Raw genomic sequence first — 19771 nt, 5'->3', positions numbered from 1 at the left:
AAATGCAAATACGAGCCGTTATCATTTAAGGGTGGTGTCTGGTCCTGAGCAGGGCCGGTGCCGGGTGGGGCGCGCAGGTGCGCCCGCCCATCCTTTCCTGTTACGGCTGGTGTTCCATGCATGCACGTCCCGTCGTTCCCGGCTTGCCGGCGCTGGTGTTGGCTGCCCTGATCGGCACCATGGCGATGATGTCCTTCGTCGCTGTGATCGGCCCGGTGGTCCGCATGCTCGGCTTGTCCGAGTGGCATGCCGGCCTGTCGGTCACCGCCGCAGGCGTGTTGTGGATGCTGGCCGCGCGCCCCTGGGGCCAGCTCAGCGACCGCATCGGCCGCAAGCGCGTGCTGATGCTGGCGATGAGTGCCTACACCGTGGTCTACATCGCGCTGGCGGTGTTCATCGACGTCGCCCTGCAGGCGGTGCCGCCGGTGCTGGTGTCAGTGCTGGTGCTGGTCGGTGCGCGTGGCCTGATCGGCCTGTTCTACGCCGCCGTGCCTCCTACCGCAGCCGCGCTCATCGCCGACAAGGCACCGACCGGCCAACGTGCGAAATTCCTCGCCCGCCTGGGCAGCGCCAACGCGCTGGGTATGGTGCTCGGCCCGGCCGCCGCGGGCTGGCTGGCCTATACGAACCTGTCGTTGGCGCTGTACGTGGCCGCGCTGCTGCCGTTGCTGGCACTGGCGTTGCTGGCTTGGCGGCTGCCGGCCACGCCGCCCGTGGTGGGTGCGTCCGCACAGCGCCGCACGCCGATGAGTCGCCTCGACACGCGCCTGCGCCTGCCGCAGCTGGCAGCGTTCATCGCCATGGTCTCGGTGACCATCGCGCAGGTGACGGTCGGCTTCTTCGCGATTGATCGCCTGGGCCTGGATGCCGCGGCTGGTGCACGCATGGCCGGCATCGCACTCACCGCCGTTGGTGTCGGCCTGATCCTGGCGCAGGCGCTGGTGATGAAGCTGGAGGTCCATCCACGCCGCTGGATCGTCCTTGGCGCCCTCATTTCCGGCATCGGCTTTGCTTCGGTGGCGGGCGTGCAGCAGGCCTGGCAGTTGCCGGCGGCGTATGCGCTGGCCGCGTTTGGCATGGGCTTCGTATTCCCCTCGTTCCAGGCGCTGGCCGCCGATGCGGTGGAGGCGCACGAGCAGGGCACCGCCGCCGGCACCGTCGCTGCTGCGCAGGGGCTGGGCATGGTGGCCGGGCCGATGCTCGGCACGCTGTTGTATCGCGGCGGGCCAAGCCTGCCTTATCTGCTGGTCGGTGCGCTGCTGCTGTTGCTGTGCGCGCTGGCTGCAGCGCATCGGATGAAGGAGACCCCATGAACGATTCCCTGATGCAGCGCGCGTGGCCGGAGGCCGCGCCAGCGCCGCAGGAGAGCACCGACGACGCGTCGCTGTTCCTGCTGCAGCATGCGGGCCAGCATGTGCACGCACGCGGTTGCCGCGCCGCGCTGCCGTCCGGTGCACTGGCGACATTGGCAGAACGCGTCTCGGAATTTTTTGCCCAGCAGCGTGGCGGCCCGGGCCTGCTGGTTGGCGCAGTGCCGTTCGAACCGCGTGCGGACGATGCGTTGTACCAGCCCGAGCGCCTGCTGCCGGCGCTGGCACTGCAGCCGCAGGCCGCACCGCCGATGGACGGCGCTCTGCGGGCCGAGCCTGCGCCGGATGCGTACGCGGCGTCGGTGGCTGCTGCGGTGCAGGTACTGCGCGCGCCCGAACTGAGCCTGCAGAAGGTGGTGCTGGCGCGCAGCCTGCTGGCACATACCCGCCAGGCGCTGTCTCCGGATGTGCTGCTGGCACGTCTGGGTGCGGATCCGTCGGTGGCGACCTATGCGGTGCCGTTGCCGGTGGAGCTGGGCCAAGCGCCGGCCTGGCTGGTGGGCGCGACGCCGGAACTGCTGCTGCGCAAGCGCGGCGCCGAGCTGCTGTCGCATCCGCTGGCGGGTTCCGCGCGGCGCAGTGCCGATGCCGCCGAGGACGAGCGTGCGGCGCAGGCGCTGCTGGCCTCGACCAAGGACCACGACGAGCACCGCCATGTGGTCGAGGCCATCGTCGAGGGCCTGGCACCGTACTGCAGCCATGTCGATGCACAGCCGCGGCCGGTGCTGCATGCCACCGCCAGCATGTGGCATCTGGGCACCCGCATCCACGCCACGCTGAAGGATCCGCAGACGTCTGCCGCCGAACTGCTGGCGCAGCTGCACCCCACGCCGGCCGTATGCGGGACACCGATGCTGGCGGCATTGCAGCGCATCCGCGAGCTGGAATCGGTCCCGCGTGGCTTCTATGCCGGCGCCGTGGGTTGGTTGGACGCGCAGGGTGACGGCGACTGGTATGTGGCGATCCGCTGCGCGCGTCTGCAGGGCACGCAGCTGCGCCTGTATGCCGGTGCCGGCATCGTCGCCGAGTCGCAACCGGAGGCCGAGGTGGCCGAAACCGCAGCGAAGTTCGCTGCCCTGTTGAACGCGCTGGGTGTCCATGAATCCGCGCCCGCCATCGAGCCTGCCGCATGAGTACCTCCACTGACTCTTCCCGCCTGCCGCTGCAGCAGGTGTGGCCCGACGCGCTGGTGGCGCGCTATCGCGAAGCCGGTCATTGGCGTGGCGAGACCTTCCCGGCGTTTCTGCGCGAACGTGCAGAACGCTATGCCGATGACATCGCGGTGGTCGCCGGTGATGTCCGCCTGAGCTACGCGCAGCTGTGGCACGAGGCCGGGCGGATTGGTGCCGGCCTGCTGGCGCTCGGCCTGCAGCCCGGAGAACGGGTGCTGGTGCAGCTGGGCAACACGGCAGGCTTCATGACCACGGTCTGTGGACTGTTCCGCGCCGGGCTGGTGCCGGTGTACGCGTTGCCGGCGCACCGCATCACCGAGCTGGTCCACTTCGCCAACAAGGCTGAAGCCAGTGCCTACATCACCACCGCATTGCACGATGGCTTCGATCATCGCGGGCTGGCGCGGGCGCTGCAGGCCGAAATGCCGGCCGTGCGCCATGTGGTGATCGACGGCGAGGCGGCGGAGTTCATCGCGCTGGAGGCGCTGCAGGGCGATCGCAGCCAGCTGCCGGCCGATCCGGATCCGCAGTCGGTGGCGTTCCTGCAGATTTCCGGAGGCAGCACCGGGCTGTCCAAGCTGATTCCGCGCACCCACGACGACTACATCTATTCGTTCCGTGCCAGCAATGACCTCTGCGGCATCGACCGCGACAGCGTCTACCTGGTCGCGTTGCCGGCCGCGCACAATTTTCCGATGAGCTCGCCTGGTTTCTTCGGCGCGCTGTATGCCGGTGCCCGCGTGGTGCTCAGCCCCGGCCCCGGGCCGGATGCGGCCTTCCCGCTGATCGCCCGCGAACAGGTGACCTGCTGCGGGCTGGTGCCGCCGCTGGCGCTGCTGTGGGCACAGGCCGCCGCCACCAGCAAGCATGACCTGTCCAGCCTGCAGGTACTGCAGGTGGGCGGTGCCAAACTGGTGCCGGAAGCCGCACGACGGGTGATCGACGGCCTGGGCTGCACGCTGCAGCAGGTGTTCGGCATGGCCGAAGGCCTGGTCAACTACACGCGGCTGGATGATCCGGAGGAACTGATCGTGGCCTGCCAGGGCCGGCCGATCAGTCCGGACGACGAAGTGCGCGTGGTCGATGACCATGACCAGCCGGTGGCCGAAGGCGAGGTGGGGCATCTGCTCACCCGTGGCCCGTACACCATCCGTGGCTACCACAACGATGCGGTGGCCAATGCGCGCTCGTTCACCGACGACGGCTTCTATCGCACCGGCGACCGTGTGCAGCAGCTGCCCGGAGGCTACCTGGTGGTGCAGGGCCGCGCGGGTGACCACATCAACCGAGCCGGCGAGAAGATCTCCGCCGAAGAGATTGAAGATCATCTGCTGGCCCACCCCGGCGTGTTCGACGCCGCCGTGGTCTCCATTCCCGATGAGTATCTGGGTGAGCGCAGCTGCGCCTTCGTGATTCCGCAGGGCGAACCGTTCAAGGCGCCGGCTCTGAAATCCTGGATGCGCGGGCGCGGCCTGGCGGCGTTCAAGGTGCCGGACCAGATCGTGTTCGTCGACAGCTTCGATACCACCGCGGTCGGCAAGATCAGCCGCCGCGAACTGCGCGCGCAGCTGCGTGCGCGTCATCTGCAACAGACAGGAGGAACGCGCTGATGGCGCTGCCCCGTATCACCGATTACCCCTTGCCGACCGCCGCTGAACTCCCGCAGGCGCGTGGCCCGTGGCGCCCCCAGCGCGATCGCATTGCGCTGCTGGTGCACGACATGCAACGTTACTTCCTGGCCGCATTCGACGCTGGCAACGCGCCGCTGCGGCCGGCCGTGGACAACATCGCACGCTTGTTGGCGCATTGCCGCGCGCACGGCATTCCGGTGTTCTACACCGCCCAGCATGGCGACCAGGATCGCCGTGACCGTGGCCTGCAGGCCGACCTGTGGGGGCCGGGCATGCGCCGCAGCGCCGATCACGAACCGATCATCGAGGCGCTGGCACCCCAGCCGGGCGAGCACGTGCTGGTGAAGCACCGCTACAGCGCGTTCCAGCGCAGCAACCTGGAGACGCTGATGCGGGTACGTGGGCGCGACCAGCTGCTGGTGACCGGCGTGTACGCCCATATCGGCTGCACCGCGACCGTGGTCGAAGCCTTCCAGCGTGATATCGAGGCCTTCATCGCCGCCGATGCGGTGGCGGACTTCTCGCGCGCCGATCACGATCAGGCGCTGCACTGGATCGCGCGTACCAGCGGGGTGCCGATGACCACCGACCAGCTGCTGGAGGTGCTGTGATGGCTGCCACCGGTGAGGTGCTGGATCTGGAGCGGATGCGTGCCGATGTGGCGCGCGTGTTGGAGTGCACGCCGGCCGAGATCGGTGACGACGACAACCTGATCGACCTGGACCTGGATTCGATGCGCATGCTCGGCCTGGTCCTGGCCTGGGGCAACACGGGCCTGCCGCTGGAGTTCTCGCAGTTGGCCGAACACACCACGCTGCGCCAGTGGTGGAACGTGGTGCAGACGCTGCAGGCCGCGCAGAACGCATGAACGCCGTCGCGCTGGCCACGCCGGTGGCATTGACCGAGGCCCAGGCTGGACTGTGGTTCGCACAGCGGCTGGCACCGGACAACCCGTCATTCAATACCGCGCACGCGGTGTGGATCGACGGCCCGCTGGACGTGGCCGCGTTCGTCGCAGCGGCAGACCAGGCTGCGGGCGAGGCCGAGGCCTTTGCACTGCGCTTTGCCGAAGGGGCCGATGGCCAGCCGCTGCAGTGGCATGACCCGGCACACGTGCCGCTGCTTTCGGTGCGTGATGTTTCCGCCGAGGCGGACGCTGCTGCTGCGGCACGCAGCCTGATGCACGCCGACCGGATGAGCCCGGTCGACCCCACCCGCGACCGGATCAGCCAGCAGGTGCTGCTTGAGCTGGGCGGGCAGCGCTGGGTCTGGTACCTGCGCGTGCATCATCTGGCCACCGATGGTTACGGCATGGCGCTGTTCACTGATCGCGTGTGCGCGTTGTATGCCGGTCGTACGGGTGAGCCACTGCCGGGGCTGGCGGGCGTGCTGGCCGATGATGCCGCCTATCGTGCCGACCCGCGCCGCACGCAGGCCGGGCAATGGTGGCGCGAGCACATGCAGGGCGCACCGGCGGGCGTGGGCCTGGCCGGCACGCTCGCGGCCAGCGACGACGCGCTGCGTTGGGTGCAACCGCTCGATGCGGCATTTCGTGAGCAGCTGCTGCAGGCCTCGGTACGTTGGTTGCAGGCCTGGCCCGACGTTCTGGCGGCGTTGTCGGCCGAGTACCTGCGGCGGATGAGCGCTGCCGATGAAGTGGTGCTGGGCGTGCCCTACATGGGGCGGCTCGGCAACGCGTCGGCGCGGGTGCCGGCGATGGTGATGAACGTGTTGCCGCTGCGCGTGGCGGCCGGCGAGGGCAGCGTCGAGGCCTTTACGCGCGGCCTGGGTCGCCAGCTCAGCCAGGGCCGCAAGCATGGCCGCTATCGCGGCGAGCAGCTGCGCCGGGACCTGGGCCTGGTCGGCGCGCAGCAGCGCCTGCACGGTCCGCTGGTGAACGTGCAGCCGTTCTACAAGCCGCTGGCGCTGACCGGCGTGCAGGCGACGCTGGAGGTGCTGTGCACCGGGCCGGTGGATGATCTGACGCTGGGCTTCCGTGGCGACGGCCAGCACCTGCTGGACCTGGAGATCGAGGCCAATCCCGCGCTGTACAGTCGCGAGGATGTCGAAGCGCACGCGGCGCGGCTGCTGCATTTCGTGTCGGCGGCGCTGCAGGCTGACGATATCGCAGCCGTGCCTCTGGCGACGCCCGCGGAGGCGCAGCAGGTGCTGCAGGACTTCAATGCCACCGCGCACGCGCTGCCGGAGACGACCCTGGTCGAGCTGCTGCAGCAGGGCATGGATCGGGATCCGCACGTGCCGGCGCTGGTGTTCGGCGACGCTGTCTTGGATTACGCAACGCTGGAAGCGCGCAGTTTCGCGCTGGCGGCACAGCTGCGGGCGATGGACATCGGCCCGGGCCGCGTGGTGGCGGTGGCATTGCCGCGCTCACTGGACCTGGTGCTCGCGCTGGTCGCAGTGCTGCGCGCAGGCGCGGCCTATCTTCCGCTGGACCTTGCCCACCCCGACGAGCGGCTGGCGCGTATCCTCGCCTCGGCGCAGCCGGTGTGCGTACTGGCTGCGACGGACGTATCGGCGCGCATGGCCGGTGTGCCGGTGCTTGCGCCGGAGCAGTGGACTGCGCTGAGTTTCGCCGCGCCATGGGCCGATCCTGCGCCCAGCGATGCGGCTTATGTGATCTATACCTCCGGTTCGACCGGCGAGCCGAAGGGAGTGGTCGTCGAACATCGTGCCATCGTCAACCGCCTGCTGTGGATGCGCGAGCACTACGGCATCCGTGCCGACGACCGCGTGCTGCAGAAGACCCCGGCCACCTTCGATGTCTCGGTCTGGGAATTCTTCCTGCCGCTGCTGTGCGGGGCCACGCTGGTGGTCGCCGGGCCCGATGCACACCGCGATCCCACTGAACTGGCGCGCTTGATCCGTGGGCATGGCATCACCACGGCGCATTTCGTGCCGTCGATGCTCGATGCCTTCCTGGCTGCGCCGGCCTCGGCGGGGCTGCAGCTGCGCCGGGTCTTCACCAGTGGCGAAGCGCTGGATGCCGCGTTGCGCGACCGCTTCCACGCGCGTGTGCACGCAGAACTGCATAACCTGTATGGCCCGACCGAAGCTGCGGTGGATGTCAGCTACTGGCCGGCGTCGGCGCAGGATCGTTCGCGGCCGGTGCCGATCGGGTTCCCGGTCTGGAACACCCGCCTGTACGTGCTGGACGCCCGGATGCAGCCGGTGCCGGTCGGTGTGGCCGGTGACCTGTACCTGGGCGGGGTGCAGCTGGCACGCGGCTACCTCGGTCGCGATGATCTCACTGCGGAGCGCTTTCTCGCGGATCCTTTCCTGCCGGGCGAGCGCATCTACCGCACCGGTGATGTGGCGCGCTGGCGCCACGATGGTGCCGTTGAGTATCTCGGCCGCAGTGACCATCAGGTAAAACTACGCGGCCTGCGTATCGAGCTGGGCGAGATCGAGGCGGCACTGCGCGAGCTGCCTGGCATGGAGCGCGTGGAAGTGCTGCTGCGCCAGGACGCGCCGGGTGATGCCCGGCTGGTGGCCTATGTGCCAGCGGCGCTTGCCGATGCCGTGACGCTGCGCAGCCACCTGGCCACGCGCGTGCCGGACTATATGGTGCCCTCGGCATTCGTCGGCGTGGACCACTGGCCGGTGACCGCCAACGGCAAGCTCGACCGCAACGCGTTGCCGAAACCAACACAATTTGAAATTGCCGGCTTGGCGCCGCGCACTCCGTTGGAACAGGAACTGGCGTTGCTGTTTGCCCAGGCACTCGGGCGTGAAGTGCCAGTTGCGGTGGATGCGGATTTCTTCAGTCTCGGCGGTGACTCGCTGTCGGCGGTGCACCTGCTGCTGGCCATCGAGCAGCGCTGGCGCTGCGATCTGGGTCTGGGTGCCTTGTTCGCGCAGCCCACCGTGGCCGCGCTGGCGGTTCGCATTGCCGAGCCGCCGGCGCTGGCCGATCACGCACTGGGGCCAGTGATCGCGCTGGCCGCGACCGACGCTGCCGGGCCCACGCCGCTGTTCGTGCTGCATCCGGCCGGTGGCATCGCCTGGAACTACCGCACCCTGGCCCGGGCACTGCAGCCGGCACGCCCGGTGTACGGCCTGCAGTCGCCGGCACTGGACGCGCGGCAGCCGCTGCCGAGCAGCATCGAGGCGATGGCCAACGACTACGTGCAGCGCGTGGTCGCATTGCAGCCGAAGGGGCCGGTGCATCTGCTGGGCTGGTCGGTGGGTGGCATCCTCGCCCAGGCGATGGCGGTGCGCCTGCATGAGATCGGCCGCGAGGTCGGCGAGCTGGTGTTGCTGGACGCTTATCCCAGCGAGTGCTGGCGGGCCGAGCCGGAACCCGATGCCATCGCTGCATTGCGGGCACTGCTGGCGATTGCCGGCCACGATCCGGATGCGCATCCGGAACTGGACAGCCGTGAACGCATTCTGGCGTTCCTGCGACGTGGCGGTAGTGCACTCGGCAGCCTGCCGGATGTGGTGCTCGATGGCGTGGTGCGCGCAGTGACCGGCACCAATCGGCTGATCCGCGAACACATCCACCAACCGTTCGACGGCACGCTGGTGCACGTCCGCGCTGGCCGGGATCATCAGGCGCGGCCACAGCTGCAGTCGGCGTTGTGGCGGACCCACGCGCGCAAGGTGCAGGCGCTGGAACTGCCGTTCCTGCACGCCGAACTGACCGGCCGCGATGCGGTGGCGCAGCTGGCGCCGTGGCTGTCGGCGCGACTGCGCCAATGGGACGAGCAAGAGGAGATCGCAACATGCAGTTGACCGGTTTTGATGGCCGCGTGGCATTGGTGACCGGTGCCTCCGGTGGCATCGGAGAGGCGCTGGTACGGCTGTTGGCCGAGGCCGGCTGCACGGTGGTGGCGACCGATCGCGAGGTACCGCGCATGGCCGATACCCGGGTCAGGTCGTTCGCACTCGATGTGACCGACAGCGCCGCGGTGGACGGCTTGGTGGATCAGGTCGAGTCCAGTATCGGGCCGATCATGCTGGCCGCCAGCGTGGCCGGCGTACTGCATGTGGGCAGTGTCACCGAAACCGGCGACGATGACTGGCGCCGGGTGTTCGCGGTCAATGCCGATGGCGTGTTCCATGTCGGTCGTGCGCTGGCGCGGGTGATGTCGCCGCGCGGGCAGGGCGCGATGGTTACCGTCAGCTCGAATGCGGCCGGCGTGCCGCGGCATGGCATGGCCGCCTACGCCGCATCCAAGGCCGCCGCCACGATGTTCACCCGCTGCCTCGGGCTGGAACTGGCGCCGCTGGGCATCCGCTGTAACATCGTCGCCCCGGGATCGACGCTGACCCCGATGCAGACCGGCATGTGGCAGGACGAGCGCGGTGCCGAGCGCGTGATCGCCGGCAATCTGGAGACCTACAAGGCCGGCATTCCGCTGCGCAAGCTGGCCACCCCCGAGGACATCGCGCACTCGGTGATGTTCCTGCTCTCCGAACAGGCCGGACATGTGGCGATGAGTGACCTGTACGTGGACGGCGGCGCCACCCTGCGCGGTTGAGCTCCAACAGCCGCTGGCCGGCAATGCATGATCCCTGGTAGTGCCGGCCGCTGGCCGGCAACCTCATTCAACTTCAGACATCTCCCGACCCCCATCGAGGCATGGCCTGACAGCCAACGCCCAATGATCGACCCACCATGGCGCATGAGCAGCCATCGCCTCCGCCTGGGCCGTCACTCGATCATCGGCCAGTCCTACGTTCTGACAACCACGACACACCAGCGCCGCCGGCTCCTTGAAAGCGAAGCTTCAGCAGCATGTGTAATCGACCAGTTCCACTACATCGAACAGCGCGGGCTCGTACAGTCACACGCATGGGTAGTCATGCCGGATCACGTCCACTGGATGCTCGAGCTGCGCGCAGCTCACCTTCCAGACATCGCACGCCGGATGAAATCGTCGAGCGCGCTTGCGCTGAATCGCTTGGTGGGGCGTCGATGTACGGTCTGGCAGCCTGGTTACTTCGACCATGCCGTGAGGGCCGAGGAGTCGCTGGCGGGGCAAGCGCTGTACATCCTGGGGAATCCGGTACGCGCTGGTATTACTGGGCAGATTGGTGAGTATCCGTATGCGTGGTCGTGCTGCTTGTGATGCCGGCCAGCGGCCGGCACTACCCATTGCAGTCAGGGCAGGGTCAGGCGGTACACCAGCACACGGTTGTCGTTGTCGTACGCGCTGTCGCAGGCCTGGCCCTGCATGCGGCAGTGGCGGGCGATGAAGTCGTTGTCGTTGCCGATCAGCAGCAGTACGTCGTTCGGGTGCTGCGGGTCCAGTGCCGGCAGCACGTCCATGGCTTCCCACTTCTCCGAGAGCAGTCCGGCATGCGGGCCGCGCTTGGTGTCCAGATCCAGCCCGGCACGGGCCAGCTGCGGGCGGTCCAGCAGGTTCAGCAGTTCGTCGCTGCGTGCGGGCACGATGCCGTCCTTCAACACGGTGTCCGCCGGGTTGGCCAACACCGAGGCCGTACCGGATTCATGGTTGCTTCCCGCCAGATTGCTGGCATCGGCCACATCCACCAGCAGCACCGACTTGAAGACGATCGGGTCATCGCCGTCCTTGCCCAGCCCGTTGCCGTCGCGGGCCAGCAACAGGAAGCGATGGTCGTCCAGCGCGCGCAGCTCGCTCTGCGCGGCGGTGCGGTCCAGCTTGCCCTTGCCGTCATGCGCGTAGGCGGGCAGGGCCATCACGTAATGGCCGATTGGTTGCTGTGGCGTCGGCGAGGCCGTCACGTCGTAGACCAGTACGCGGGTGTTGATGCGGCCCGCCGCGTTCCCCTGCGCACTGTCCTGCAGCGTGGCGCTCTGCAGAGCGACGAACAGGCGGGTGCCGTCGGGTGACAGGCCCATGCCTTCCACGCCCTGGTTGTTGCGTCGGCCGGTCTGCGGTGGCGCCAGTGAACCGAACGCCGGTTTGCCTTCGCGCTGTGGACGGATCGCAGGCGGTGCCACGATCACACCCTGCAGCTGGCCCCGCGCATCGAAGTAGTAGACGTTGGCGCTGTACTCGTCGCCGACGTAGAAGTGGCCATCTGCGGTGAACTGCAGTGACTCGGCATCCAGCGAGACCTTGCCCGCACCAGCGCCGCTGGCGGGCGAGGGCAGCACCACCTGGCGCTGGGTGACCGTGTGGTCACCCGGGTCGGCACCGGTGAACGGCTGCCCGTTGAAATCCTTCAGTACCACGCCCTTGTCGGGCACCATCGTCAGCGTGCCAAGCTCGGACTTGCCCGGGGAAATGTCGATGCGCAGCTGCATGCGCTCCACGCGGCCGGTGTAGTCGTAGAACAGGCCGGCCTCGGGATCATTGCGGCCGCGGTCGGGCAGGGTCCACAGCACGCCTTCATAGCCGCTGGCGGTGCGCTTCCAGGTGCCGGGCTGCACCGCCAGCGACGAGAACGAGCCGAGCGTATCGCCCAGGAAGTCCACCGTGCCCGCGGGTAGCCGCCCGGCGGCGACCAGGCCTTTGTCCACATAGGTGCGACCGCCCAGCTGCAGGGTGCGCGGCGGTGCGCCCGTCGCCTCATGCGGAGCGGAGTATCCGCTGGCGGTGAGGGTGGCCAGCAGCAGCGTGGTCGCGAGCATCAGTGGACTCCAGGCGGTCAATCAGAAGCGAAGGTCGATCGTACCGAACACCTGGCGCGGTGCCGAGGCATGGAACACGTACAGCTTGCCGGCCGGGTCACTGGGTGCGAACACGCTCGAATCCAGGTTGCTGGCGTAGCGCTTGTTGGTCAGGTTGGTCACGTTGAACGACAGGCGCATGCCCTTGGCGAAGCCGACCTGGCCGAAGTCATAGCCACCGGCCAGATCGAACACGGTAAAGCCGCCGAAGCCCTGGTCGTTGGTGTAGGTGTAGAAACGTTCACCGGTGTACTTGCCGCGCAGGCTGGCGAACCAGCCGTTGTCGCGCCAGGTGATCTCGGTGGCCAGCAGCTGCTTGGGTGTGTCGGTCTGGATCTTGCCCTTGATCTGCTGCTCGACACCGGCCTGCACGTAGTTGGAGGCGTACGTGGAACGGTTCAGCGAGGCCGAGGTGTACCAGCTGAAGTGCTCGTTCGGGGTCCACAGCACGGTCAGCTCGGCGCCGCGGCTGTCGACGCCGCCCACGTTGTAGAAGCGGTTGCCGCAGGTCGGGCCGACCGGCTGGCGCGAGTCACAGGGGTTGTACTGCAGCAGGCGGTTGTCGAAGCGCACGCTGTAGGCGGCGATCGAGGCCTGCAGGGTATCGGTGACGAAGCGGTAGCCGGCTTCGAGCGAGCGCGATTCCTCCGGCTTCAGGTTGCCCTGCGCATTCCAGGTGGCCTGGCTGACCGCCTGCGGGCCCAGCTTGAACCCGCCCTGGAACATGGCGATGTTCTCGGCGTAGCTGGCGAAGATCTCGTGGTGCTCGGCCAGGCGGAAGTTGGCGCCGATGCTGGGCAGGAAATTCTTGCTGGCCTTCAGTGAACCGGTGGCGAACTGGTTGTTCGAGGTCGGCGAGATCGGCGTCTTCGCGTCGCCCGGTAGTGCTTGTGCATCGGAGGTGGCATGCGGGCTCTTGGCACCGAACTCCAGCGTCAGGCGATCATCAAGCAGGCGCCAGGTGTCTTTCAGGAAGAACTGATGGGTCTTCCAGCGCGTGCGCTGGGCGAACACGCCGACGTCGGAGGGCAGGGTATTCATGCCACTCAGGTCGCGCGGGCCATCCACGGCGGTCTGGTAGCGCTCGGCGCTGCTGGTGTTGCGCTCGTACCAGACGCCGCCTTCGATGCGATGTGCACCCAGCTCCCAGTCGAACGACAGCGTGCCGCCATCGCGGTCGATGGTGTAGATGGTGTTGCGGAAGATGATCGGAATCTCCTGCGCCGTGCCCTTGTTCGACCACGCGCCACTGTTCCAGTTGTGGCCTTCGCCGCGGTCATCATGGTGGTAGGCCAGGGCGCGCAGGCTGAAGCCATCGGCCAGGAAGAAATCGCCGGCCAGGTAGTACAGGTTGTCGTCGCGCAGGATCTGCCCGGCGGTGAAGGCACCATCGGCATCCTTGTCCGTGCCGCTGTTGTCGCACTTCTTCGCGTTGAGGCTGGCGGTATTGCAGTAGGCCTTGGCCACCGCCTTGTTCCAGTCCGGCGCGTAGCCGCCCCAGTCCCAACCGAGGCCACGCGACATCTCGTCCTTGGACAGGTAGAAGTAGTCAGCCTGCGTGGTCCGCGAGGTATCGACGAAACCGGTGATCTGGCCGCGGTCGAAGTTCCACACGCCCTTGGCATTGAACTGCTTGGTGGTGGATTTGTTGTAGGCGGTCTGGTCGTTCCACAGATCGGAGACGGCATTCATGCCGGAGACGTAGCCGGAGAAGCCGTTGTACTCGCCGCTGTCCACGCGCACGAAGGTGCGGCGGTTGGCATCGCTGCCGAAGGTCTGCACCACGCGGCCACCCAGCTCCTGGGCCGGGCGGTCGGAGGTATAGGAGATGGTACCGCCGAGGTTGCTGGTGGACGGCGTGCCGAGGCTGCCGATACCCACCGCCAGCTCGGCGCCGGCCATGTTCTCGCTGATCAACGCGCGATTGATGGTCAGGCCGTTGTAGTTGTTGTACGCACCGTCGCCCAGCGGCACGCCGTCGAGCGTGTAGCCGAGGCGGGTGGAGTTGAAGCCGCGCAGGCTGAGCGTCATCGACTGCTCGTTGGTGCCCAGCGCATCGGCCGACTGCGCGTTGACGCCCGGCAGCAGGTTCAGGGTTTTCTGCAGGCTGGTGCCCGGCGGCAGGATGTCGAGGTTCTCGCGGGTGATGCGCTGCACCTGGCGCGCTTCACCGCTTCCGATCACCGAGACCGCATCGAGGGTGGTGGCGGAGGGCGTGCTGGAGGTCGGGGCAGCATCCTGCGCCCAGGCCGCGGGTGCGAGCGCGATCGACAGCGCGGCGGCCAACAAAGTTTTCGTCATGTTACGGACACTCAGGCAGGCACGAGCCACCGCATGGGCGCGGAGCTCATGGAGTTTGAAAGGGGAGACAACAGAGGTGACTGCGGACGCTGCAGGCGCCGTGGGTCAACGTGAAAATGGTGCGCTAGACAGATGACTGTCTGGTGACATGTTCAGTTGTTGTGAGGTGGTAGTGCCGGCCGCTGGCCGGCAGCCCATCAATCCGTTGCCGGCCAGCGGCCGGCACTACCCCTTTGGTGTCTGGCGCGGCTTGCGCGTGCGCTTCGGCTTCGCGGTATCTGCACCGCTGGCGGCGCCATCCTGCAGCGCCTGCAGCCACGACAACGTATCCACATAATCGATGAAGTGGCGCAGGTAACCGGGGCTGGTCGCCTGCATCGTGTCCAGCATGCGCTGCACCAGCACCGCCGAGTTCAGCGGGCCGCCATCGGCGGGAGCCTCGGTGCGCAGCGAGCGGCGTACCTGCAGTTCGCTGCGCAGCTCGGACCACTCGCGCTGCACCTGCTGCAGCATCGGCACCTGCGGGTAATGCGGCAGCGAGCGCGACCCCGCATCAAGGTCGCGCACCAGTGCGCGCAGGCCTTCGAGCACTGGTGGCTTACTTGGCATCCGGAGCCTTGGGCTTGGGAATCGGCGCGATCTCCACGCGGCGGTTGCGTGCGCGGCCGTCTTCGCTTGCATTGGAGCTGACCGGCTGCTCGCTGCCGAACGCGGCGGCGAACACGGCGTCGGCCGGTACGCCATCGGCGATCAGGGTGCGGGTTACGGTCAGCGATCGCTGCGCGGACAGCTCCCAGTTGTCGGCAAAGCGGCGGTTGCCTTCGCGCACCGGCGCGTCATCGGTGAAGCCGCTGACCATCAGGATCTCTTCGCGGCTGCCCAGGTAGGCGGCCAGCGGTGCGGCCAGGCTGCGCAGCAGCTCCTGGCCTTCCGGCTGCAGCTGGTCGGAGTTCAGCGCGAACAGCACGCTGCCGCTGATGCCGATGCGGCCGTCGACCAGGGTCACGCGACCGGCCGCCAACGGGCCCGCCAGCGCCTGTTCCAGCGTCTGCAGGCGCTTGGCTTCGGCCTGGCGCTGCTTCACCTCCTGGTCCAGCCGCTGCGACAGCTCCAGCTGCACGGCGACCACGCCGACCAGGATCAGCACGAACGCACCCAGCAGCACCGACATCAGGTCGCCAAAGGCGGCCCAGATCGGGGCGTGTGAGCCGCCGTCGACCTCCAGCTCGTCGCTCATGCGCTACCGGCCTTGCTGCGGCGCGCGGCCAGCTGCTGCAGTTCTTCCATCACCTGCTTCTGCGACAGCAGGCTGAGGTCGACCACCTCGCGCGCCTGCGCCACGTAGTAGGCCAGCTGCTCATCGCTGCGGGCCAGCGAGGCATCCAGTGCGCCGCCAATCTGTTCCAGGCGGCCGGACAGCTCGGTGGAGGCGCTGCCGAACTGCGCGACCGCCTCACCAAAGGTGCCGGCCAGCTGGCCGACTTCACCGGCGCTGCCGTTGAGCGCTGCGGCAATGCCATCCAGCTTGCCGGTCTCGGCGGCGATATGGTCGGTGAAGCGGTTGCCGACGCGTTCCAACAGCTCGGCCGAACCGCCGACCAGCGCGTCCACGGCGGTGCGCTGTTCGTGCGAAGCATGATTGATCGCGTCCAGCAGGGTCTGCACGGTGGCCAGCAGGCGGCCGCGTTCTTCCAGCATCGCGTTGTCACGCACCAGGCTTTCAGAGAGCGTGCTGCGCAGCTCGTTGATGACGTCGGCAGCAGCCTTCGGCGCGGCGGCGGCAGTCTGCAGCAGGGTAGACACTTCGGCCAGCGTGGCGCTGGCCTGCGCGCGACCGTTCTCGCCGATCTGCTGTGCGGTCTCGGCCAGCGTGTCGCAGACCTGCTGCTGCTGCGCGGCCAGGCGTTCGCCGTTGGCCTGCAGGCGCTCGGCCAGGTCGGTGGAAACGTGCTGCAAGGCATCGCTCCAGCGTTGCAGGCGCTGTTCGTCGCCGGCCTGCAGCTGCGCCTGCAGCGTGGCGTGGGCCTGCTGCAGCTCGGCGCTGACCGCGTCCCAGCGCGCCTGGCGCTGCTGCTCGCGGCTGTCCAGGCTGGCCTGCAGTTCGGCATGCGCGGTTGCGGCGGCGGTCTGCGCGGCCTGCCAATCCTGCGAGCGCTGCTGTTCGTGGTCCTGCAGCAGCGACTGGCTGGCGCTGTGGCGCTGCTCCAGTGCCTGCAGCAACGCCTGCGCGTGCTCGTCCAGCTGCTGACCGGCTGCGAGCAGCGCCTGCTGCTGGCGTTCGACCAGCGCGCTGTTCAGGGCCTGCTGCTGTTCGGCGGCGGCACGCAAGGCCTCCGCATTGCCCTGTGCATCGGCTTGCAGGCGCTCGCCGATACGTGTGACCAGCGCTTCGGCATGCGTGCCCTGGCCATCGCTGAAGGCCTGCAGGTGCTGGCGCAGATCGCCAACCAGTGCCTGCTGTGCCTGGGTCTGTTCACTCACCACCTTGGCCCAGCTGGCCTCGGTTGCAACGCGGCTGCGCTCGAAACCGTCGCTCAGGCCGGCCAGCTGCTGCTGCACGGCCTGCTCGACGCGGGCGTGCAGTGCCTCGCCGTGACGGGCCAGGCCAACCAGCGTGGTCTCGGCCATCGGCTGCAGCGCGCCACCGATGGCGGCGGCGCTGGCTTCGGCGCCTTCGCGCAGCGACTGCTGCAGCGACACCGCCAGGCGTTCCTGCAGGGCCTGGCTCTGGGTCAGGAACTCGGCCTGGCCGGCGAGCAGGCGCTCATTGGCAGCCGAACTGTGTTGTTCGAACGCGCTGGTCATCGCCTGCAGGCGGTCGACCAGCGCCGGCAGCGCCGCAGACTGTGCCTGCAGCAGGCGCAGCGATTCGGCGCGCTGCCAGGCCTGCGAGTACGGATGCAGGTCGCCGGCAATGGCGCGGTCCAGCTGCTGCACGGCCTGCAGGCGGTCGCGGCGCAGCAGCGCTGCCAGCAGGCCGAGCATGGCCGAGCTGGCCACACCGGCGATCGAGGTCCCAAATGCCACCGCCAGGCCTTGCACCGGCGACGCCAGCGAGCCGCGGATGGCGGCCATGTCGGTCGCGCTCTGCAGGGCCAGGCCGGTGCCGCGCAGCGTGTCCATCATGCCCAGCAGGGTGCCGAGCATGCCCAGCAGCACCAGCAGGCCAACCAGGTACGGGGTCAGCACCGGTGCGGGCAGGGCGGTGCGCTCGCCTTCCACGCGCAGGCGCACGGCGTTGCGCAGGCCCACCGGCACGCGCTCCAGCCAGGGGGCGAGGCTTTCCTTCGCGCTGGACAGGTCACTTAGTGCGTTGCGCAGGCCGTTGCTGGCCTGGCGGTAGCGGTACAGCTCCACGCCACCGGCGATGTAGCAGGCCGCGATGATCGCCGCCACCGCTGCACCCAGCGGATGCACCGAAACGTAGCCAATGCCGATCCAGCACACGGCCAGCAGGCCGACAAGGAAAACAACGACATGGAAAGCAGTTCTGGACATGGTGTTCCGGTCAGTGGGAGCGCAGGGCGTCTTGCAGCCCTTCGATCGGGTGGAAGCGCAGCTGCAGCTCGGCGAGCAGCAGCGTGCGCATGTCATGGCGGAAGGCCGTGCGCCAGCCAGGTTGGCCATGCACGCGTTCAAATCGGGCCCCGAGCACTGCCGGCGCGGTGGCCAGCAGGCTGTGCTCGCGCGGGGTGAGGGTCTGTTCCATCACCGCATCGACCTCGGCCAGCCGCGCCAGCTCGGGCGAAACCTGCACCAGCTGGTCGCGCAGGCGGCCGCGAAGGCGCCCGGTGGCGGTCTGGATGGCCTGCTGCAGCACCCGGTAGCGCTGGCGCAGCGAGGCGAAGTTGGGTGCAGCGGCAGCTTCGGCCAGGTCCAGCAGGCGCTCGGCCTCGGCATCCTCACGGATCGAGGCCAACAGGCTGGCGTGCGCCTGGGCGCAGTCGGCCAGCACATCCTCGACCGCTTCGGCGGCTTCACCGGGCTCGGGCAGGCGTCCGCCGAGCGCCCCGGACAGGGCCACGGCACGGCTCCAGTCCACCCACTGGCCGAGGCGATCGGTCAGGGCGGGACTGCTGGCCGGCATCGCGCCGTCGCTGAGACGGGCGAGCAGGCGGAGGAACTCCGGTCCACCCAGGACCGGCTGCGCTGCGTTCGCCATCAAGGGGTGAGGGGCCAAAAACCGTTGATTTTACAACCAGATGACCCGGCCTGGATGAAGGCGGGGCCGGGGGAGGCGACCCGCAGGCGCGACAAGGCTTAGAATGACCGGCTGCACCCATCCGTTCGACCCTTGGAGTACCCAATGACTGTTGCGCAGTTCTACCCGATCGGCACCCCCGGACAGCCCTGGGGCGACGCGGAACGCGCACAGTGGCGGGCCCGACAGCAGCGCCAGCGCAGCTATCACGATGACGTGGTGGCTGCCCTTGAGCGCCTGGACGACAGCTTCGACGTGATCCAGTACGGCCAGCTGGACTATGCGCCGGACCATTACCCGCTGTTCGCCGTGGTCAACCACGACTGGAACCCGGCGCTGCCGGCCGCGCTGATCACCGGTGGCGTGCATGGCTACGAGACCAGCGGCGTGCACGGCGCCCTGCAGTTCCTGGAACAGCAGGCCGAGCGTTACCTGGGCCGCCTGAACCTGATCGTGGCGCCGTGCGTCAGCCCGTGGGGTTACGAGCGCATCCAGCGCTGGAACCCGGACGCCATCGACCCCAACCGCAGCTTCCGTGACGGCGGCCAGATCGAGGAAGCGGCTGCGCTGATGCGCTGGGTTGCCGAGCGCAAGCCGAACCTGCTGGTGCACCTGGACCTGCACGAGACCACCGACAGCGACCTGCAGGAGTTCGATCCGGCCCGCTGCGCCCGCGACGGCAAGCCGTTCGAGCGCGACACCATTCCGGATGGTTTCTACGTGATCGGCAACAGCGAAGATCCGCAGGCCGAATTCCAGAAGGCATTGATCACCGCCGTCGCCCCGGTCACCCATATCGCCCCGGCCGACGCCGAGGGCAACCTGGTCGGCCTGCCGCTGCAGTCGCCAGGCGTGGTCTGGGGCGAGTCGCGTTCGATCGGCGCCTGCGCCGGCTTCACCGACGCGCGCTTTGCCACCACCACCGAGGTCTACCCGGACAGCCCGCGCACCAACCCGCAGGAATGCAACGACGCCCAGGTAGCGGCGGTGTGTGCGGGCCTGGATTTCGCCCTGGCGGCGCAGTAACGAATCAGCACAGGGTAGCGCCGGGTCACGCCCGGCGGGTCGGGCGTGAGCTAGCCCAGCAGGATCACGCCCCACACTGTGCCGACCATCAGCAGCGCGGTGGTCTGTGCGGCGCTGCCCATGTCCTTGGCGTTCTTGGACAGTGGGTGATGGTCAAGCGAGATGCGGTCGACCACCGCTTCGATGGCCGAGTTGAGCAGCTCCACCAGCAGGCTGATGAAGCAGACTGCCAGCACCACGGCACGTTCGACCCTGCTGATGTCCAGCAGGAAGGCGGTGGCGATCAGCAATGCATGCAGCAGCAACAGCTGCCGGAAGGCTGCTTCGCCACGGAAGGTGGCAATGAAGCCATCGCGCGAATGGATCAGCGTATGGAAGATGCGGCGAAGCCCGGTCTTGCCGTGCGGATACTTGCCGCTGTCCCTGGGGTGAGGTGGCTGCATGCC

The 19771-nt window shown here is 68.3% G+C and carries 16 protein-coding genes; 9 read left to right on the top strand and 7 right to left on the bottom strand.

Translation table 11 applies throughout. From position 1 onward, the window contains the following. Positions 1 to 116: 116 nt before the first annotated feature. The 8 genes from AC13GF_RS07445 (at position 117) to AC13GF_RS07410 (ending at position 10268) form a co-directional block, all read left to right on the top strand. A complete protein-coding gene (locus tag AC13GF_RS07445) occupies positions 117 to 1313 on the top strand; it encodes an MFS transporter (protein ID WP_483004171.1) in 1197 nt (398 codons plus the stop codon). Continuing rightward, entirely contained in the window at positions 1310 to 2503 is a 1194-nt protein-coding gene (locus tag AC13GF_RS07440; protein WP_483004170.1) for an isochorismate synthase, read from the top strand. Before AC13GF_RS07445 ends, AC13GF_RS07440 begins: the two co-directional genes overlap by 4 nt. Further along, positions 2500 to 4152: a (2,3-dihydroxybenzoyl)adenylate synthase gene (locus tag AC13GF_RS07435; RefSeq protein ID WP_483004169.1), complete on the top strand. Its 1653-nt coding sequence runs from the start codon at positions 2500 to 2502 to the stop codon at positions 4150 to 4152. Before AC13GF_RS07440 ends, AC13GF_RS07435 begins: the two co-directional genes overlap by 4 nt. Continuing rightward, entirely contained in the window at positions 4152 to 4784 is a 633-nt protein-coding gene (locus AC13GF_RS07430) for an isochorismatase family protein (RefSeq protein ID WP_483004168.1), read from the top strand. The genes AC13GF_RS07435 and AC13GF_RS07430 overlap by 1 nt, the downstream gene beginning before the upstream one ends. Next, positions 4784 to 5041, top strand: coding sequence for a phosphopantetheine-binding protein (locus AC13GF_RS07425; protein ID WP_046986169.1), 258 nt, complete (start codon positions 4784 to 4786; stop codon positions 5039 to 5041). Before AC13GF_RS07430 ends, AC13GF_RS07425 begins: the two co-directional genes overlap by 1 nt. After that, positions 5038 to 8928, top strand: a complete 3891-nt coding sequence (locus tag AC13GF_RS07420) for an amino acid adenylation domain-containing protein (protein WP_483004167.1) — start codon at positions 5038 to 5040, stop codon at positions 8926 to 8928. Before AC13GF_RS07425 ends, AC13GF_RS07420 begins: the two co-directional genes overlap by 4 nt. Continuing rightward, positions 8919 to 9677, top strand: a complete 759-nt coding sequence (locus tag AC13GF_RS07415) for a 2,3-dihydro-2,3-dihydroxybenzoate dehydrogenase (protein ID WP_483004166.1) — start codon at positions 8919 to 8921, stop codon at positions 9675 to 9677. The genes AC13GF_RS07420 and AC13GF_RS07415 overlap by 10 nt, the downstream gene beginning before the upstream one ends. Positions 9678 to 9821: 144 nt before the next feature. Then, positions 9822 to 10268, top strand: a complete 447-nt coding sequence (locus AC13GF_RS07410) for an REP-associated tyrosine transposase (protein WP_483004165.1) — start codon at positions 9822 to 9824, stop codon at positions 10266 to 10268. A gap of 32 nt (positions 10269 to 10300) precedes the next feature. Here the strand turns inward: AC13GF_RS07410 and AC13GF_RS07405 are convergent, their stop codons facing one another. The 6 genes from AC13GF_RS07405 to AC13GF_RS07380 all read right to left on the bottom strand — a co-directional run bounded on the left by AC13GF_RS07405 (position 10301) and on the right by AC13GF_RS07380 (position 18260). Continuing rightward, positions 10301 to 11758 carry an esterase-like activity of phytase family protein gene (locus AC13GF_RS07405; protein WP_483004164.1) on the bottom strand — a complete coding sequence of 486 codons (1458 nt, stop codon included), beginning with the start codon at positions 11756 to 11758 and terminating at the stop codon, positions 10301 to 10303. 21 nt (positions 11759 to 11779) lie between these two features. Further along, entirely contained in the window at positions 11780 to 14098 is a 2319-nt protein-coding gene (locus AC13GF_RS07400) for a TonB-dependent receptor (RefSeq protein ID WP_483004163.1), read from the bottom strand. Positions 14099 to 14323: 225 nt separating this feature from the next. After that, positions 14324 to 14779 (bottom strand): DUF2894 domain-containing protein, encoded by a 456-nt coding sequence (locus AC13GF_RS07395; protein ID WP_483004162.1) that lies wholly within the window; start codon positions 14777 to 14779, stop codon positions 14324 to 14326. Continuing rightward, positions 14697 to 15335 (bottom strand): OmpA family protein, encoded by a 639-nt coding sequence (locus tag AC13GF_RS07390; protein WP_006449800.1) that lies wholly within the window; start codon positions 15333 to 15335, stop codon positions 14697 to 14699. The genes AC13GF_RS07395 and AC13GF_RS07390 overlap by 83 nt, the downstream gene beginning before the upstream one ends. After that, positions 15332 to 17596, bottom strand: coding sequence for a DUF802 domain-containing protein (locus AC13GF_RS07385; protein WP_483004161.1), 2265 nt, complete (start codon positions 17594 to 17596; stop codon positions 15332 to 15334). Before AC13GF_RS07385 ends, AC13GF_RS07390 begins: the two co-directional genes overlap by 4 nt. 10 nt (positions 17597 to 17606) lie before the next feature. Then, a complete protein-coding gene (locus AC13GF_RS07380) occupies positions 17607 to 18260 on the bottom strand; it encodes a DUF3348 family protein (protein WP_483004160.1) in 654 nt (217 codons plus the stop codon). A 144-nt stretch (positions 18261 to 18404) separates the two neighbouring features. Between AC13GF_RS07380 and AC13GF_RS07375 the strand changes: the two genes are divergently transcribed. Next, positions 18405 to 19325: a M14 family metallopeptidase gene (locus AC13GF_RS07375; RefSeq protein ID WP_483004159.1), complete on the top strand. Its 921-nt coding sequence runs from the start codon at positions 18405 to 18407 to the stop codon at positions 19323 to 19325. A 50-nt stretch (positions 19326 to 19375) separates the two neighbouring features. Here the strand turns inward: AC13GF_RS07375 and AC13GF_RS07370 are convergent, their stop codons facing one another. Beyond that, positions 19376 to 19768 (bottom strand): diacylglycerol kinase, encoded by a 393-nt coding sequence (locus AC13GF_RS07370; protein ID WP_171954415.1) that lies wholly within the window; start codon positions 19766 to 19768, stop codon positions 19376 to 19378. Positions 19769 to 19771: the final 3 nt, after the last annotated feature.

It is taken from the genome of Stenotrophomonas sp. 22LJNL06-5-1, assembly GCF_056861455.1.
The sequence above is the reverse complement of the archived record's forward strand: the minus strand, read 5'-3'. Positions and strand labels throughout refer to the sequence as shown.

Bases quoted from the DNA above. Each gene is read 5' to 3' on its own strand.
- AC13GF_RS07405 (WP_483004164.1), bottom strand. From the start codon at position 11,758: ATGCTCGCGACCACGCTGCTGCTGGCCACCCTCACCGCCAGCGGATAC.
- AC13GF_RS07445 (WP_483004171.1), top strand. From the start codon at position 117: ATGCATGCACGTCCCGTCGTTCCCGGCTTGCCGGCGCTGGTGTTGGCT.
- AC13GF_RS07375 (WP_483004159.1), top strand. From the start codon at position 18,405: ATGACTGTTGCGCAGTTCTACCCGATCGGCACCCCCGGACAGCCCTGG.
- AC13GF_RS07400 (WP_483004163.1), bottom strand. From the start codon at position 14,098: ATGACGAAAACTTTGTTGGCCGCCGCGCTGTCGATCGCGCTCGCACCC.
- AC13GF_RS07410 (WP_483004165.1), top strand. From the start codon at position 9,822: ATGAGCAGCCATCGCCTCCGCCTGGGCCGTCACTCGATCATCGGCCAG.
- AC13GF_RS07435 (WP_483004169.1), top strand. From the start codon at position 2,500: ATGAGTACCTCCACTGACTCTTCCCGCCTGCCGCTGCAGCAGGTGTGG.
- AC13GF_RS07395 (WP_483004162.1), bottom strand. From the start codon at position 14,779: ATGCAAGCGAAGACGGCCGCGCACGCAACCGCCGCGTGGAGATCGCGC.
- AC13GF_RS07415 (WP_483004166.1), top strand. From the start codon at position 8,919: ATGCAGTTGACCGGTTTTGATGGCCGCGTGGCATTGGTGACCGGTGCC.
- AC13GF_RS07420 (WP_483004167.1), top strand. From the start codon at position 5,038: ATGAACGCCGTCGCGCTGGCCACGCCGGTGGCATTGACCGAGGCCCAG.
- AC13GF_RS07430 (WP_483004168.1), top strand. From the start codon at position 4,152: ATGGCGCTGCCCCGTATCACCGATTACCCCTTGCCGACCGCCGCTGAA.
- AC13GF_RS07390 (WP_006449800.1), bottom strand. From the start codon at position 15,335: ATGAGCGACGAGCTGGAGGTCGACGGCGGCTCACACGCCCCGATCTGG.
- AC13GF_RS07370 (WP_171954415.1), bottom strand. From the start codon at position 19,768: ATGCAGCCACCTCACCCCAGGGACAGCGGCAAGTATCCGCACGGCAAG.
- AC13GF_RS07440 (WP_483004170.1), top strand. From the start codon at position 1,310: ATGAACGATTCCCTGATGCAGCGCGCGTGGCCGGAGGCCGCGCCAGCG.
- AC13GF_RS07380 (WP_483004160.1), bottom strand. From the start codon at position 18,260: ATGGCGAACGCAGCGCAGCCGGTCCTGGGTGGACCGGAGTTCCTCCGC.
- AC13GF_RS07425 (WP_046986169.1), top strand. From the start codon at position 4,784: ATGGCTGCCACCGGTGAGGTGCTGGATCTGGAGCGGATGCGTGCCGAT.
- AC13GF_RS07385 (WP_483004161.1), bottom strand. From the start codon at position 17,596: ATGTCCAGAACTGCTTTCCATGTCGTTGTTTTCCTTGTCGGCCTGCTG.